This is a genomic window from Pseudomonas pseudonitroreducens (assembly GCF_021603645.1).
Taxonomy (GTDB): Bacteria; Pseudomonadota; Gammaproteobacteria; order Pseudomonadales; family Pseudomonadaceae; genus Pseudomonas; species Pseudomonas pseudonitroreducens.
Genome location: NZ_BQHJ01000008.1, coordinates 312136 through 327587 on the forward strand (window position 1 = coordinate 312136; position 15452 = coordinate 327587).

Annotated in this window: 14 protein-coding genes; 10 read left to right on the forward strand and 4 right to left on the reverse strand. The window is 49.0% G+C overall.

The genetic code is table 11. From position 1 onward, the window contains the following. Window positions 1-201: 201 nt before the first annotated feature. Genes hxsD through L6D89_RS20915 form a run of 5 tightly spaced genes read left to right on the forward strand, consistent with a single transcriptional unit; the run spans window position 202 to window position 4267 of the window. Window positions 202-504 (forward strand): His-Xaa-Ser system protein HxsD, encoded by a 303-nt coding sequence (hxsD, locus tag L6D89_RS20895; RefSeq protein ID WP_236201041.1) that lies wholly within the window; start codon window positions 202-204, stop codon window positions 502-504. Further along, window positions 505-1992 (forward strand): His-Xaa-Ser system radical SAM maturase HxsB, encoded by a 1488-nt coding sequence (hxsB, locus tag L6D89_RS20900; RefSeq protein WP_196913535.1) that lies wholly within the window; start codon window positions 505-507, stop codon window positions 1990-1992. A 3-nt stretch (window positions 1993-1995) separates the two neighbouring features. Next, on the forward strand, window positions 1996-3225 hold the full coding sequence (hxsC, locus tag L6D89_RS20905) for a His-Xaa-Ser system radical SAM maturase HxsC (protein WP_196913534.1): 1230 nt from the start codon (window positions 1996-1998) through the stop codon (window positions 3223-3225). Next, window positions 3222-3872, forward strand: a complete 651-nt coding sequence (gene hxsA, locus L6D89_RS20910; protein WP_236201042.1) for a His-Xaa-Ser repeat protein HxsA — start codon at window positions 3222-3224, stop codon at window positions 3870-3872. The genes hxsC and hxsA overlap by 4 nt, the downstream gene beginning before the upstream one ends. Window positions 3873-3898: 26 nt before the next feature. Next, a complete protein-coding gene (locus tag L6D89_RS20915; RefSeq protein WP_231387799.1) occupies window positions 3899-4267 on the forward strand; it encodes a molecular chaperone DnaJ in 369 nt (122 codons plus the stop codon). A gap of 41 nt (window positions 4268-4308) precedes the next feature. On the opposite strand, the gene L6D89_RS20920 is transcribed toward L6D89_RS20915, so the two are convergent. The 3 genes from L6D89_RS20920 to L6D89_RS20930 form a co-directional block, all read right to left on the reverse strand. Next, the gene (locus L6D89_RS20920) at window positions 4309-4680 is read right to left on the reverse strand and encodes a histone-like nucleoid-structuring protein, MvaT/MvaU family (RefSeq protein WP_196913531.1); all 372 of its coding nucleotides are present in this window, start codon (window positions 4678-4680) and stop codon (window positions 4309-4311) included. A gap of 314 nt (window positions 4681-4994) precedes the next feature. After that, entirely contained in the window at window positions 4995-5462 is a 468-nt protein-coding gene (locus L6D89_RS20925) for a helix-turn-helix domain-containing protein (RefSeq protein ID WP_196913530.1), read from the reverse strand. A gap of 478 nt (window positions 5463-5940) precedes the next feature. Next, entirely contained in the window at window positions 5941-6918 is a 978-nt protein-coding gene (locus L6D89_RS20930) for a site-specific integrase (protein ID WP_196913529.1), read from the reverse strand. Between the two features lie 178 nt (window positions 6919-7096). On the opposite strand from L6D89_RS20930, the gene L6D89_RS20935 reads away from it, so the two are divergent. After that, on the forward strand, window positions 7097-7471 hold the full coding sequence (locus tag L6D89_RS20935) for a DNA-binding protein (RefSeq protein ID WP_236201043.1): 375 nt from the start codon (window positions 7097-7099) through the stop codon (window positions 7469-7471). 606 nt (window positions 7472-8077) lie between these two features. Here L6D89_RS20935 and L6D89_RS20940 read toward each other — a convergent pair. Further along, entirely contained in the window at window positions 8078-9034 is a 957-nt protein-coding gene (locus tag L6D89_RS20940; protein WP_236201044.1) for a hypothetical protein, read from the reverse strand. A 438-nt stretch (window positions 9035-9472) separates the two neighbouring features. Between L6D89_RS20940 and L6D89_RS20945 the strand changes: the two genes are divergently transcribed. From L6D89_RS20945 to L6D89_RS20960, 4 genes are read left to right on the forward strand one after another with little or no spacing between them, the layout of a single operon-like run. Further along, a complete protein-coding gene (locus tag L6D89_RS20945; protein WP_236201045.1) occupies window positions 9473-10117 on the forward strand; it encodes a Tn7 transposase TnsA N-terminal domain-containing protein in 645 nt (214 codons plus the stop codon). Further along, window positions 10114-12093: a DDE-type integrase/transposase/recombinase gene (locus L6D89_RS20950; RefSeq protein WP_236201046.1), complete on the forward strand. Its 1980-nt coding sequence runs from the start codon at window positions 10114-10116 to the stop codon at window positions 12091-12093. The genes L6D89_RS20945 and L6D89_RS20950 overlap by 4 nt, the downstream gene beginning before the upstream one ends. Beyond that, window positions 12086-13024: a TniB family NTP-binding protein gene (locus L6D89_RS20955; protein ID WP_236201047.1), complete on the forward strand. Its 939-nt coding sequence runs from the start codon at window positions 12086-12088 to the stop codon at window positions 13022-13024. The genes L6D89_RS20950 and L6D89_RS20955 overlap by 8 nt, the downstream gene beginning before the upstream one ends. After that, on the forward strand, window positions 13021-15321 hold the full coding sequence (locus L6D89_RS20960) for a hypothetical protein (protein WP_236201048.1): 2301 nt from the start codon (window positions 13021-13023) through the stop codon (window positions 15319-15321). The genes L6D89_RS20955 and L6D89_RS20960 overlap by 4 nt, the downstream gene beginning before the upstream one ends. The last annotated feature ends 131 nt before the right edge of the window (window positions 15322-15452 follow it).

The following is a 15452-nucleotide window of genomic DNA, read 5'->3' on the forward strand; positions in this document are numbered from 1 at the left end:
AAGACGAGACCCTGCGCACGCTTCAATAATGACTATCGCCGCCCGCATCGTGTGCAGATACCGACACTAATAGCGCGCACAGGCCCTATTAATTGGTTCCAATCCGCAGTGGATTGTCGACCTTTTGAACCATGCTGGCCATTTGCCCTAAAGCAGGGCAAAATCCCCTACAAAGCCTCTGGTATTCAAGGAAAGAAGCCCATGCCTTGGCAGGTCATACTGCCGCTGGACGAGCAAGTCTACTCATCCAGCGTCATCCAGCGAGTGGTATACAGTATCGCCAGGGATTTCACTGCCGAGGTCAACAGGCAGAGGGAGCACACTACCCTTCAGGTCAGCCCTAATCCGAACTCAGCTAGCGCCACGGCGTTTTCTGCCGAGCAGGTGAAAAACCTGGTGCTCCAGCAATTGAATGACTTTGTCTTGCGGGAGCGCATCCAACAGGAAACTGCTGGCATCAGAGAATTGCTGATGCGAACTGCATTGGCCGGCTGTAGTAATTAAATGAGCAAGATAATCTCCACGGATAGCAGCTATCGGCTGCTGCCGCTCCGCTTCATGCGACTGCAAGGCGAAAGCTCGCGGAGTGTGCTGCTCACCGGCGACACTGGTGAACACCTGTTTATCTCCGATTCACAACTGCGTGAGCTGTCGGAGAAAAGACTGCATCAAGGTACCCCTCTGTATAAGGACCTGCTGGCACGTCACTTCATCTACGAACCAGGCAAGCACGACCCGCTGCCGGAGATGGCCGCGCAATTTCGCAGCCGCAAAGACTTTCTCTCACAGGGCCCGGCCCTGCATCTCTTCGTCGTCACCTTGCGCTGCAATCATACCTGCCAGTACTGCCAGGTCTCACGCGCCCCGCTTGCCGGCGATGGTCACGATCTGTCCGAGCAAGACGCACTAGACGCAGTCGAACGAATGTTCGAGTCCACTTCCTCTACTCTCACTGTCGAGTTTCAAGGGGGCGAGCCGTTGCTAGCCTTCGAACGCATACGACAGATCGTTGAGCGTGTGGCAGAGCGGAACGAAGCTGAACAACGAGATATCCAGTTCGTTATCACCAGCACCCTGCAACACTTGACCGAGGAGATCCTGGATTTCGCGTTCAAGCACCGCATCCAGTTCTCCACCTCCCTGGATGGGCCGGCCGAACTGCATAATGCCAACCGCCCTACTCCAACTCGCGACTCCCACGAACGAACCCTTGCGGGCATTCAGCGTGTCCGCGCGAAGTTGGGGCACGACGCGGTATCCGCACTTACGACCCTCACCGCCAAGAGCCTGGAGCAACCGCGGGCGATCATTGACGAGTACGTGAAACAAGGCTTCTCCAGCATCTCTCTGCGCCCGCTGAGTCCTTATGGATTCGCTACCAAAAGTGCGCAGCGTCTCGATTACCCGATGGGGCACTATGTCCGCTTCTACAAGGAAGCTCTCGCCTACCTCCTGGAGTTGAACCAGCAAGGTATCTACCTCGCCGAAGGCTACACCGCGCTCTTGCTGAACAACATACTGACGCCCTTCTCCTCCGGCTATGTTGACCTGCGCTCCCCCATGGGTGCCGGCACCGGAGCACTGGTTTACAACTATGACGGTTATGTCTATCCCTCCGACGAAGCCCGAATGCTCCTCGAAATGGGCGAAGGCGGCTTGCGACTCGGCAGTGTCCGTCAGCCGTTGCGCGAATTGCTGAATTCGCCCGTGATGCACCTGCTACTCGAAGCCGGCATTGCGGAAGCTTTACCTGGTTGCAGCGACTGCGCCCTGGTTCCGTATTGCGGGGCCGATCCCATTGAGCATTTTGCCCGCCAAGGGGACCCCATTGGCCATCGCGCCTTCAGTAGCTTCTGCGACAAGAACATGGGGCTTCTCCGGCACCTGTTCGGCCTGCTCCGGGATGGCGATGACGGCACTCAACGTGTCCTGCTGTCATGGCTGACCCGCCGTTCGTTCAATGACATCCCCCACGTCGGTTACAGGGGATAACTCATGCTGCGCAAAGAGACTCAATTCGACATTCAGAACCTGAGCGCTCCATGTTTATTGAAAGTGATCACGGTCAGAGAACTCATCGAGAAAGGCGCCGCTGTCTGCGCCGGTCATGCCACTCTTCACGACCTAGCACTGTGGTTCGAACCGCATGAACTGGAAGAGCATCCCGCCCTGCGCACGCTGCCGGTGGGTGCTTTTCTATGCCCCAGCCATGAGCCACTGGTACTTCCCGACACCGCGTTGCAACTCTGCGCACCCAGGGATCCAGAAGTCGTTCGACCTGGCGATGTGATTGCGCTCACGCCGTCGAGCAATCTGGTGCGCGTGCTGTATCGGCGTGGAGCCAACTCCAACCTGCTGTTCATCACCGACCGCTGCAACAGCTTGTGCCTGATGTGCTCACAACCGCCCAAAGACATCGATGATCGCTGGCACATCGAAGAGAACCTGCACCTGATTGACCTGATGGATCCGGGCGAAGAACACCTCGGCATCAGCGGCGGAGAGCCGACGCTGTATCGCGAAGGTTTGCTGGAGATTCTCGCCAAGTGCAAAGCCGTTCTGCCGGAGAAGTCGGTCCATCTACTCAGCAATGGCCGGCTCCTGCAGGACCCCAGCTGGATATCCGAACTGAAACAGCTGAACCATCCCAGCCTCAGTTGGGGCATACCCCTCTACGCCGATAACGCCGACGACCATGACTACGTAGTCCAAGCCCCTGGGGCGTTTAGCGAAACCCTACGTGGGATGTACAACCTCGCTAGGGCGAATCAGATCGTGGAAATTCGCGTGGTACTCAATCGCCTGACCACACCCAGGCTGCCCGAGCTGGCGCATTTCATCTTTCGCAACCTTCCTTTCGCCCGCCACGTCGCCTTGATGGGTATCGAAAGCACAGGCCTGGCCAAGAAGCACTACGAAGACCTCTGGATTGATCCGCTGGACTACCAGGAGCCGCTCAGTCTCGCCGCCTTCTTCCTGCACAACCGCGGCATCCCTGTTTCGATCTACAACCTGCCGTTGTGCGTGTTGCCGGCCCCTCTGTCGCGCTTTGCTCGGCAGAGCATCTCCGACTGGAAGAACCGCTTCATCGATTCCTGCCAAAGCTGTGCAGCCACCAGTGAGTGCGCCGGCTTCTTCAAATCCCACACCGACCGCTGGCAGAGCCGCGGTATTCGTCCGCTTTCCACGGAAGAACTCAGTACCTATGCAAGGAGTGCCTCATGAGTTTGCTCGATCGCTGGAAAATTCTGATTGGCCAGATCACGCTGCTACCGGTCGCCGGCAGCGCCTTTGCCCAAGCCAACCAACTGCCTCTCGCCGAGTCTGCCTGGGAACCGCGCAGCGATGCGCAGCCACCGGTCTTCATGAACACTTTGAACGCCCCCGACGCGCTGAACATCTACGCCGCGCACCGTTCACACAGTTCTCATCGCTCGCACAGTTCCCACAGCTCGCACTACAGCGGGTCGGGGGGCTACAGCGCTCCTCGCTACTACAATCCGCCGGCGGCCCCGACGCCGAGCTACACACCGAACACCTACTACAGCGCACCGAGCACATCGAGTGGAAGCACTGGCGGCAGCACTATCAGACGATCAGGGAACAGCTTCTACGACTCCTCGACCAACCCAAGTCCCGACATTACTACCAGGGCCACTCCAACACGTCCTGCTGCCAGTGAACTGTCCAATCTCGTGGTCCGGGTACAGACCGCACTGATGGTGCGCAAATACTACGAAGGCTCGATCGACGGGATTCTGGGTAAAACCACACGCGGTGCGCTGATGTCGTTCCAGATGGACAGTGGACTGCAGATCAACGGCCGGATGGATACGCCGACGCTAAATGCCCTAGGCATCCGGATTCCCTGACTCGTGGTGAAAGAAGAAAAATGACGATGCATGACATCAAGTCGAATTTGTACCCATGCGCCCACTGTGCAGGCAGCGGAACCTGCCGTAACGGAGAGCAACAGCTATCTTGCGCGGTATGCGTCAAAGAGAACGAACTGAAAGGGAAAAGCTTCGCAGGCTTACCCTGCATGGTGTGCGGCGGGATTGGTCAGGCGGAGCCGAAGACAGAGCGCATCAATAAGCGCATTCCAGCTATCGTTGGCTTCATTGTGATTTTCATGTTGCTGGCGGGAGTACTTATGTGCGGAATAACTCAAAGTCGCTACTTCAGCGAAGTCTTGGCATTCTCCGGTCCACTGATCGGAAGCGTGCTGGCCTACTACTACTCAACCCAACGCCATTCAATGAACTAGCGCCGCACAGCGGCGCTGATCCCAAAGCACAAGGCAGAAAGTCAGCCTTGGAGCCAGCTCTCAACTACTTCGCCACCGTGCTCAGCCTTCCAAGCTTTGAGTACTTTATGGTTGCCACCTTTGGTTTCCACAACCTCGCCGGTATGCGGGTTTTTGTAGACCTTGATCGCACGCTCACGACGAGGAGACTGACCACTACGAGGGCCGCGACGAACGACTTCACGCTCGGCACCTGGGTTCAAGATAGCGAGCACATCACGCAGAGATTTTCCGTACTGGCTCATCAAACCGCGCAGCTTTTCTTCGAACTCGATTTCTTTCTTGAGCGCGCCATCATTTTTCAGCGACTCGAGATATGCCAACTGTTCAGCAAGTGCTTTTTCGGCAGCGCGAAACTCAGCAAGCTTGGACATTCACCTATCCTCTCTAGAAAATAATTTACTCAGCCTTCTAGTATAAGTAGAAATCATATACTCTTTCAATCAGCTCTTGCGATCATAAAAATTAACTCTTTAGATGCAGAAAAACCTCCACGACCTATGCTTTGATTCACAATCAAATGATCATGCAACTGAATATCTCTGCCCCAAAGCTACGCCCGCGACACAAACAACTCATGACAATGGGCCGTTGATAGCTAATCAGTACAGCATCACTTACCACTCGCAGATCCGGGTTTCGGAGCTGACGCGTGCCTTAAGTCACACATTTAGACACGCTGAAGGCACTATTCGTATCCCACCTTTAGTTTCTGAGCCTGCCTTGCCAGAGCCTCCAGTGCTTTAAGGCTCGCGGCATCGCGCTGCTCTTTATAAGCCACTATATCCTCAAGCCTTACCCGACGATGGGCGCCTGCTTTTTTGTGCGGGATCACCCCCTCATCCAAGAGCCTCACCAGCTTCGGCCTTGACACGTCGAGAAGGTCAGCCGCCTCTTGAGTGGTCAACTCCGGGCGAACTGGAATGACTCTCACTGCATGCCCAACGGCTATTTCTCCAAGGATCTGAGCGAACACCCGCATCGCAAGGGTTGGTACCTCAATGACCTGGCGATCAGCTGCTTCAGGCGACAGGACAATTTGGTGAGTACCTGCCCTCGTCGGCCAGTGCTCCGGCAACTGGCGAAGCGCGGCGACGGCCGCTTCGACCTCGTCACCTTTGGGGAGTCTGAAACTAGCAAAATCATGCTTAGCCATGATCACCCCGTAGGTTGGTTCCGAGGACGTAGCGGTCCCGCCGCTACTGCTTTCTTTCTATGCCAATCGCTACGAGGCCGCAAAGACTCAAAAGGTATTTGAGGGAGAGGCAACCATCTGACTCGCTTGCACAGCAGTGCACACTCACCTCATCTGAGCTGGTACAAAAAGCGTAGCCAAGCAACTAGCTGCCTGACTTTGAGGTAAGAGCACAATAATTTCCTAGATCAGCAAGATCAGCGCTGGGTTAGATCGGTAGGGAGCGATTATGCGCAATTATGGCGTTTCGCATAATTTTCGAATAAGACCATCCTCGGCGGAGAACGCCGTTGCGCACTCCGCAGATGACTCTCTGAAGGTGCATGCGAAAAATGCGAAAAAAAATGTGAATGTAGGATTGGAAAAATGCCCTGTGATGGCTGATCTAGAGGGCTCCAATCAAAATAAAAAATAGGAAAAAGAGTTGATGTTACACCTCTCAATGCAACTCGTTTTTAGGGCTTCTCCAGGCAGCCTCCTTACCGCTGTTCGAAATCTCGATCGCATCATCCCGAAACGGCGGCTCGCTTTCGATATACCGAAGAGCGGACTTCGCGTCGCGCCACCCGACATACGTCATTAGAGCCTTCTGATCCCAACCGTTGTGCGTAGCCCATGTAGCGAAGCCGCGTCGCAATGAATGGCTGCTGTATAACTGAGCCTCCAGTCCGGCTTGTTTAAGGATTGATCGCATCAACGGTATGACACTGTTGACGTGTAGCGCACCTTCTCTCATGTTGCCCCAGCGGTCGATTGCCCTGAATGCTGGCCCATTGCGCAGCCCGGCAACCTCTATCCAGTCGATATAGGCCTGGACGGGACAAAGCCGCTTCAATGCGGGTGCTCGATAGGTCTGACCTTCACTTTCTCGATCGGACTTACTCCAGGGGAGAAAAAGCTGCATCCCCTCCCCAGCCTTTGCCTGAATGTGCTCTACCTGTAGCCGGCACAGCTCATCGCTACGAAACGCACGCCAGAACCCTAGCAGCATCAGCGCACGATCACGCTTAGAGCGCAAAAGCCGAGCGGTGCTGCCGTCCACTATCGCCATTGAGGCCTGCTCTTCCAACCACACGCTACAACGATCCAACTCCTCCAACTGCATAGGCTCCGCTTGCTTCTCCGGCCTTGGATGAAGAGTCCTGATTCCCTTGAGGACCTGGCGTACCAAGGGAGCCTTAGTCGGATCGGGAAAACCCTGGCTGCTATGCCATTGAGCCAGGGCGGCTAAGCGCAGCTTGAGGGTGCTGGCAGAAAGTGTGCCGCCAAAGTCAGCCAAGTACCGAGCAATGGCATCACTCGTGGCTGGTAAAAAGCCGCCCCAGGTCACTTCGAAGTGCTCAATTGCCTGCTGATAACTTCGCTGGGTATTCGCTCGGATACCCGCCTGCAGGTAGTCCTCAACTGTCTGCGCCACCGCTCTCTCCCACCTCGACGTACTGCGTTTCACCCCGGACAGGTCGAAAACGGCTCTCACACGAGATAACTCCACTTTATCCAATGTCAGCCCGTCGGCTGCCACATCCGATTAGCGGCACCATTCTGTCTGTACTCCCATACTCCATAGCACAGTACAAAATCGTCGGAGTGAACTGATGGCACGCGGAGGAATAAACAGAGCTGTGGTTAAAATTGCACGCGACGCACTCTTGGCCCGAGGGGTAAAGCCGAGTATTGATGCCATCAGAATTGAGCTGGGGAACACGGGCTCCAAGACCACGATCATTCGATGCCTGCGGGAGCTGGAGCAGATTGAAGCCCCATGTCAACCCCCTTCTCTAGAAGAAGAACTATCGATCCTGATTGGTAAAGTGGCAGAACGAATGCGTGACAATGCACAAGCATCAATCGCATCTGAGAGAGAGCTGCTAACACAAGAGCACCTCAACAATAAAATCCAACGCCAGCAGGCACTCGAGAAAATTGAAGGCCTCCAGAGCACAAAAGCGGAATTGGAATCACAGTTGTAAGAGCTCCGAAGCCTGGAGACGGAGCTTCAGGAGCGGTTACGAATTAGCGAAATTGAGCGAAGCCGTCTGCTCGCCGTTGAGCAGATCTTAAAGCAACTAGCAGACGATCATGCAAATCAGCTAACCTCGCTTGAGGATAAAAATCAACATGCGAGACAAGCACTTGAACACTATCGGACTGCCCAGAAAGAGCAAAGGGCGCAGGACATTCGAAAATCTGAACAAGAACTGAACCTGCTCCGCCTTGAATTACGTGCGCTACAGAATAGCTTGATAGCCAAGAACGATGAGATCCTCGTGCTCAACCGAGACAATGAACGACTGATACATGAAAATAGAAATCTAGCCCATCAGGTAAACACCTGGGAACAAGAAATACACGCTCAAAGGAAAATATTCCTGGAGGAATCAACCATTCTGGAGGCAGAGAAAGAAAATCTGCATAACGAGATAGGTTCTCAGCGATCCGAAAACATGATACTGAAAGAAAAATTACGAGAACGCACTTTGAGATTTCGCTACTTTAGGCGGCTACTTAGCAATCAGACTTCAACTTCAAAAAAGTCTATACAAGGGGATGGCTAAAAGAAACTTAAATCACAAGAACTACCAGTCTTTCTCCAAGTAAAAGCGGCAAACAACCCTCTTATCCGCAGCGGGAATACCCCGAACGCCAACTTTCTCCAGCCTAAATTCTATATTAGTTTCACGTGCAACTCTTAGAGCTCTAAGCCATTTCATCCGCAACTGAGCAGAAATTCTGTAGTTCTTATCAACGTCATCACAGAGGTCTTGCAAAGCATCCCTTTCCTCAGTCAAAAGCCATAATAGCAAACTGGGATCCTCCCCTCCTTTGCATCTCCACCACCATCTTTGCAAAACAATCTTATCAAATGCATATTGGTAACATTCAAGTTCGTAGTTAAGCTCGTCAAGACTACTGGGCCAGTAGTAAAATGGGTTATCGCCCAAGACTCCTGTACGGACCATTTCGTCGATCAACCCAAAAAGCCGTGGAACCACCCATCTCGCAGGGTAAGATATGAATACGATACACATATAAGCAAAAAAATTACTTTTAATCCACTCACGATGCACTGAAAAATTCATATCGTCGCTGCGCAATATCATCAAAAGCAAACCAAGCCTATCCCACCAATCCCATCCCGTCCCGGCAAAGCTCTCCATAACTTTACTTTTGTGGCGAGACAGCGAAACTCCGTTTATCTCAATGGCTGAAGCGCAAGAATTCCAGAATCTATTATCGTACTGATCGACTGATAGCTGACTCAGAGAAAGCCAAATAGGACTGCTTAAAAACCGCTTAAACCTCGGGAATCTCTCAATCACAAATTGGCGCAACTCCTTTTGAGGAAATGTACCCTTCAGCAGACGCCCCGACTTTGCTACCGGATCGTCCCATCTTTTCTCTCGATTCCAGTTCTCGTTCAACCAATCATTAAGCTCCGCCCCCTTACCTGACGCAGTCACGTTGCTAGCAAATAGTCTCCCAAAGACAACAGCCCTGCAACGACGTACGGATTGATTCCAGGAGTTACTCATACTGTTCAATACCTCCGCCGAAGTCACACACCGTGAACATGATGAAATTTTTAGTCGACACTAACTTATTGAATTACCGTAAAAAATAGAAAAATACCCCTCATAAACATAGTTGATTCTTCACTTTTTTGTCCTTGACATTTCAAGTGGCGCTCTATCTCGGGACAATTCGAGCTTAGGCGTAAATAGCGCACGTACCAAAAAATTTAATCCCATAAAAAACAAACAGTTAATGAATTCCTTCTGCATGTTTTTGTCATTGCCACCTAAAAAATTCAAGTCCACCTTGTGGCTTAAGACGATGCCAACAACGAGTAGATGTACCGTTGTACACATCTAGGTTAATGAGCAAAAGGCCAAGAGAATTATTGCGAATAGCGAAAAAATCTGTAACAGCTGCTCCAACTGGCACAACGCCTGGGAGCCCAAGGAGAGTATATGATACGCATTCCAGGCGAATTTATAGAGAACTTTGAGATTCTCCCTGGCCGAACTCTGCGTCACGGCAAGCACGGTAAACATGTAACTTGTATATTTTCGCGAAAGAACAAATGCATTAGAACTTGCGAAACCTTGCTCGAGACTGATCTCTGCTTAGAATTGGAACGATCCCTAACCATCGTGTCATATCAAACGCAGCCATTCACATTAGCAGTTAAGCGTGGAAAAATTAAATATACTCCAGACTTTTCCGTATTACTCAAAGACGGCTCAACAGTCATATATGAAATAAAGCCAGACACTGCGCTTAAAGATAGCGTAACCATGACCAGACTCCTTAATCTAAAAATTATATTCGCAACCTGTGGATATCTCTTTGAAGTAATCAGAGAAAGCCAGTTCCGCCACCCAATAAAAACATATAACCTTCAGCGGTTATATCACACCAGCTCCGACGCAACACTCACCTCAGCAAAACCGACCATCGACATAGTTAACACATCAAACAAGGCCCTGAAAGTTCAAGATCTTTTAGGTCGCAGTCAATCCGCGTCAGACATTGCATTTTCAGTATTTTATGGGCATATAAATGCCGACCTTAGCCTTCCATTTAACTCTCAAACCATCTTGAAGCCAAGATGAAAAGCTCTGAGGAAGGTACAGGACTAGAGATTAATGTCGGCGAGCAGTACAGATACCGCACCGGAGCCTATGAAATCATTGCGGTGAAGGGCGAGCGCGTGCAACTAAGGGGGTTAGACGCGCAAAGAAACATAATAATAATAGATTTCAAACGATTAGCAAAAGCAAATTTATCTGGAAATTTTCAAAAAATCCAGGAGGCGCCGTTTAAAGGAAAATCGAGCCAAGTAATATCCTCGCTAACAAAGACGGCACGTGAAAAATTCGACAGAAAACTCGCATACGTAACCGGTTGCCTTAAAAAACTTAAAGGCCGCCTCCCAAGACCAGCTGCGGTTGCTGAGATTTTCCAGATATCGGCTGACATCGGAGACTCAAAGCCGCCCTCCTATAGTAGCGTATACAACTGGATTAGAAGCTATTTAAACTCTGGGGAAAACTGCCTTGCTCTACTTTCCAAGAAAGTCAAAGAGAGAAAACCGAGAGTATTCAGGCAGCCGGACCTAATTCAAGACATCATTCAGTATTGCTTAGATTGCTTATATTACATCGAAACTCCATGCTCAATTAGCGCCGTGGTGGAAACTATCCAGTTTCTTATAGACGACCACAACGAGGGGAGGCCAATTTCAGACAAACTAAACGCCCCTAGCAAATCAACTATCCGCCGAATTATCAATGAACTAGATGCTTATGAAACCGACCTCTACCAACTTGGGCTTCGAGCTGCGCAAAAACGACAAACGTGGAGTATACGCCACACAAAACTTCGCCATTTGCTGGTCAGGGTAGAATGCGACACACAAGTTCTCGACATATACGTAGTCGACAAATATGGCCGCATTCTAGGCAGACCATTTCTCACTGTCGTATTGGAAGTCTCATCCAGGCGCATTATAGGATGGGATATATCCCTTAACCCACCGAGTATAGAAAAAACAATCCGAGCCATTAAAAACTCTCTTAATAGCGCATATGAGAGAAATGGATTGGCATTGCATTATGTGGTAGACAACGGAAGCGAATTCGTTGCTAAAAAGCTGAGAGATTGTCTAACCCTACTCGGTGCAAGAATTACTTTTTGTGCTCCTGGCAAACCAAATCAAAAGCCTTTCGTGGAGCGATGGTTTAGAACTCTGAACATGGAGATTATACACACCCTCAAGGGCACCTGTTTTTCTAACATCGTTGAGCGCGGCGATTATGACTCGGAGAAAGAGGCTATTTTTACTATCGACCACGTAAGGGAAGTATTCAACACTTGGCTCGAAGATGTTTATCACATCAGCTTTCACCAGTCACTGAACACATCCCCAAATGATTTTTGGGATAGCCACCAGGATCCAGTATTTCCAGCACGACGCTACTCTGAGGAAGACCTGCGCAGGCATTTCTTGAGTGTCAAGTATGTGACCCCAGCAAATGGACGAGTAGGATTTTCACATCTCGAGTGGACAGGGCCAAGTGTTTCTTACTTGAGCACACTAGGACAAAGCCGCTGTCGAAATAAGCAAAAATATCGAAAGCCTAAATTGGTACTTTATTATGACCCGAGTGATCTTGGTGCCGCTTATGTTTGCCACCCTGATCTACCAGACGATGTTTATCCAATCATAGCATCTGATGCTGATTATCAGGATGATCTTACTTTGCATATGCACAAGTTAGTTCAAGCCGAGATAAAAGAGCAACGGTGCAAATTCGACTTCCGCACTGCTAGGAACAACCGGGCTAGGCTCAACCTTAAAATCGCAGATGAACTTCGTAAGAGAGGCAAGAAACGCCACGCCAGGATGTTAGAGGCTAAAACAATAAACTTGAATTCTGGAGAGTCGTCGGCCCTCGCCATTCAAACGGAGGAAGTAAAAAACTTCCTTATTGATCCAGACAAGCACCTCGCCCGGAGCACTACTCCACGCGAGCCTAAGATAGTCGAACTCCTTAAGCCAACTCAACTTGGAGAAATTGATGACTAAACTTGAGGACAAAGTTAGAGCCTTCGAGAGGAAAATTGCGTTCTTTCAAGGCTTTAGTCAAGCCCATGCCAAGATTGAAATGGCGATTGAAAGCACCCGTCTTAGAGGAATTCCTACCTCAGCAGTATTAATAGGCCCTTCCGGCTCAGGGAAGTCTACTCTATGTAATATTATTAAAAACTCGTTTCCAGAAACCTCTATTAAGGTCGAGCCGGATCGAATCGTACATACCATACCTGCTCTTTACTGCTGCGTGCCAGCCAAAGTAACCATAAAGTCATTCTGTAAAGTTATGGTGAGCAGTCTAGATTGCCCGGATACCAGAGGCGACACGGAGGACCTGTTTCTTAGACTTATTAAATTAATAAAAACCTGTCAAACAGAAATTGTTTTTATAGATGAATTTCACACACTCGCAGATCCAGAAAATGAAAAGCAATTAACGGTGCTAATTAACTGGCTGGTAAGCTTAATAAATCGGCTTTCCATACCCATCATCTGCGCAGGAACCGACGCATGCAAATATATAATATACAAAGAGGACCGCCTCGCACGCCGCTATCCTTTCTTGGCTGAGCTTAGTTATGTAAAATTCGACCAAAATCCAAACTCAGAGTTCATGACACTCCTTCGCCTGCTTGATGAGCAACTGTATCAAATAGGGAATCTCGCAACCGGCGCACATCTAACGGACACCAATATTTCCACTCCTTTGCATGTAGCAACACAGGGGAACTTAGAGTATATCCGGCAGATTCTCTCTCGGGCATTTACTACTTGCCTAGCAAGACGCTCCCTTTCACTTCAAAAGCAGGATTTCCACGACGCATGTTCAACTATTGAACTGAAGCTTTGTCCATGTAGAGGCGCGAATCCATTCTCTCTTAGCATTTCGAATTGTTATGCACTGCTAGAGGGGCGCCGGCAATGATCAACTTGCACTTTATCCCTAGGCCCCTACCTGATGAGAGTCCATTCAGCCTTCTCAGACGAGCAACTGATGCAAATGGCTATAATAGCTGCCTCATTTTTCTATTAGCAAAATGTGGCACAGAAGGTATATATAAAAGCCCGATGTTAAAAGACTCTTCCTTTGGGAAACTGCTCAAGAAGAATGCAGGGGAATATTCACTAGAGATTGAAAGCACATTTTACTCAGCATCCAAAAGCAATAAAGACGGCTCCAGAATCGAAATAACCGGAATTTCATTCAACACAAAAATTATTCGCCATAAAGTTTCCGCAGTATGTACTGAGTGTATTCGCGAGGGTTGGGAGAGAGTCATTAAGGACTTCCTGCCCATCGAGAACTGTCCATACCACAACAGGAAGTACCTTTTTTCATGCCCCACTTGCAAAAAGAACTTCTTTTGGCATGACAAAATTATAGATGGCTGCTCTTGTCGAGCACAATTGGAGTCACCAGTTTGTTCTAGCGAAGAGGTAGAGCTAGAGAATCAATTTATTGAACTACTCAACGCGAAATCGCAAGACAGGCTAGATATCTTCACAAAAGCATATACAAGCCTAAGAATTAGAACAAGGCCATGCAACAAAGAAGAGCGCAGAGCAATTTTTTCTCTAGCTTTGGCTATTTGCAAAGAGGAAATTGAAGGGGTGATAATTAATCTTTTAAGAGTACAAAAAATCGACTCTATAAACAAAGAGCTAGCTATTGCTCTCCTTTTTAACATCACCCCTAACTCTCTACTAACCAAAGTCCATTATCATCTTTCAGCCTCACCGTCCAGCATCGCCCGTTTTAGGCTGTGTTCATTAAGTGAAAAACAGTTAAAAAAATACCTAACACCTACTGCAGATGAATGGCGGATCGTAGTTTCAGACGAAAAATTCCCAAAAAAGAAGAAATACTCCAAATTCAGCTCTGAGGAGGTTGAAGAAATCTGTGAAATTCATCGCCGGGCGAGAGCGTATCTCGTCAAACTTTACCAGAGAGACCAAAAAATAAAAGATAGAACTTTTAACCTGCCTGAAGCAGCGAATCTTCTCGGAATCAGCACCAGAGAAGCCAAATTCTTAATTAACTCAAAATTCCTAACCGAGCCCCCCAGACTTACAACTCAAAACAACTCTTGCCGAATACTAAAACAAAGCATTAATACCTTTCGAGCCAGGCACATTACCATTATAGCTGCAGCCGAATCAATCAAATCAAGCATCAAGGTTCTAAGACCCTTGCTAAGACGTCTGAACATACCAATAATTAAGTCTTCAAATAGACCAGGATATCGGCGCAATGACTTCATAAATCGCAGCAGTCTATCAAACCTAAAATCATCCTCCACTGCTCCCGCCACGCCGGCACACCGGCTTCTTTCTCTTAAACTTCCACTCTGCCCTCCAGCGGAAGAATCTAATTACTATACAGTTACAGATGCAGAGAAAGCTCTCAACTTAGACAAGACTACTATCCGAAGCCTTGCAAGAGCAAACTTACTTCATGCCCCTTTCCAAAACAGCCGCCATGGATACTTAATTGAAAAAGAGAGTGTGCATACATTCAAATCAAAATATATCTCTTCAGCAGAGGCATCCGAGATGTTACTCACCTCACCGAACAAAACTGTCGCTATATTAATCTCCCACGATGCCGCTCCGTGTACTGGGCCAACAACCTCCGGAGAGCGCGACACTTATTTTCTTCGCTCGGATATGACGTCGAAATTTATTTCATCAATCAACCCCAAGGGTCACCATTTTGGACATTACCACAGAAGCAACCTATTGATCTCCCCGACACAAGCTGCCAAAATTCTTCGGATATCTCTTCCCACGCTAATCTCACTAAAATTCGATATTGTCCTCCCTGCCAGGCCAAAGCACTTCCGCAAAATCTGCTTAATATCTCCACCTGAAATTGAAATAATAAGAAATCACATTGACTCCCTTATTCCAATAAGCTCAGTCATTTCCGAAACTTGGCTATCAAACAGAGAGCTACATTACTTAATTAATGACAATAACAAAATCGAGAAAATCACCATTGACAATATAGCTCACATACGGAAGTCTGATTATGTTAGAATTCTTCACTTCACCAATAATTACTATACCTGCCGCGCCCACGATTCAGCATTTAACCTGCCGCCCGGTTACACATACCGTTTAGTCAGATTTGGGAAGCTAACCAGAGCCCCTCTCCCAACAGAGCTATCTACACGAAGCATTCTTATTCAGCGATCAACGCTAGAAGTGACGAACGAATAACACTCTTCACTCGATCATTTTTTTTTGCATATTGAGCGTGAATTTCAGAAAAATTGATAAAATATTCCAAATTTATCGATTTTAGCCATTCCTAACCCTTTGATTTCCCTATGCACAATTTTATTTCTACC

What these genes read in the sequence shown, in the direction of transcription:
- hxsD (WP_236201041.1), top strand. Translation starts at nt 202, where the DNA reads ATGCCTTGGCAGGTCATACTGCCGCTGGACGAGCAAGTCTACTCATCC.
- hxsB (WP_196913535.1), top strand. Translation starts at nt 505, where the DNA reads ATGAGCAAGATAATCTCCACGGATAGCAGCTATCGGCTGCTGCCGCTC.
- hxsC (WP_196913534.1), top strand. Translation starts at nt 1,996, where the DNA reads ATGCTGCGCAAAGAGACTCAATTCGACATTCAGAACCTGAGCGCTCCA.
- hxsA (WP_236201042.1), top strand. Translation starts at nt 3,222, where the DNA reads ATGAGTTTGCTCGATCGCTGGAAAATTCTGATTGGCCAGATCACGCTG.
- L6D89_RS20915 (WP_231387799.1), top strand. Translation starts at nt 3,899, where the DNA reads ATGCATGACATCAAGTCGAATTTGTACCCATGCGCCCACTGTGCAGGC.
- L6D89_RS20920 (WP_196913531.1), bottom strand. Translation starts at nt 4,680, where the DNA reads ATGTCCAAGCTTGCTGAGTTTCGCGCTGCCGAAAAAGCACTTGCTGAA.
- L6D89_RS20925 (WP_196913530.1), bottom strand. Translation starts at nt 5,462, where the DNA reads ATGGCTAAGCATGATTTTGCTAGTTTCAGACTCCCCAAAGGTGACGAG.
- L6D89_RS20935 (WP_236201043.1), top strand. Translation starts at nt 7,097, where the DNA reads ATGGCACGCGGAGGAATAAACAGAGCTGTGGTTAAAATTGCACGCGAC.
- L6D89_RS20940 (WP_236201044.1), bottom strand. Translation starts at nt 9,034, where the DNA reads ATGAGTAACTCCTGGAATCAATCCGTACGTCGTTGCAGGGCTGTTGTC.
- L6D89_RS20945 (WP_236201045.1), top strand. Translation starts at nt 9,473, where the DNA reads ATGATACGCATTCCAGGCGAATTTATAGAGAACTTTGAGATTCTCCCT.
- L6D89_RS20950 (WP_236201046.1), top strand. Translation starts at nt 10,114, where the DNA reads ATGAAAAGCTCTGAGGAAGGTACAGGACTAGAGATTAATGTCGGCGAG.
- L6D89_RS20955 (WP_236201047.1), top strand. Translation starts at nt 12,086, where the DNA reads ATGACTAAACTTGAGGACAAAGTTAGAGCCTTCGAGAGGAAAATTGCG.
- L6D89_RS20960 (WP_236201048.1), top strand. Translation starts at nt 13,021, where the DNA reads ATGATCAACTTGCACTTTATCCCTAGGCCCCTACCTGATGAGAGTCCA.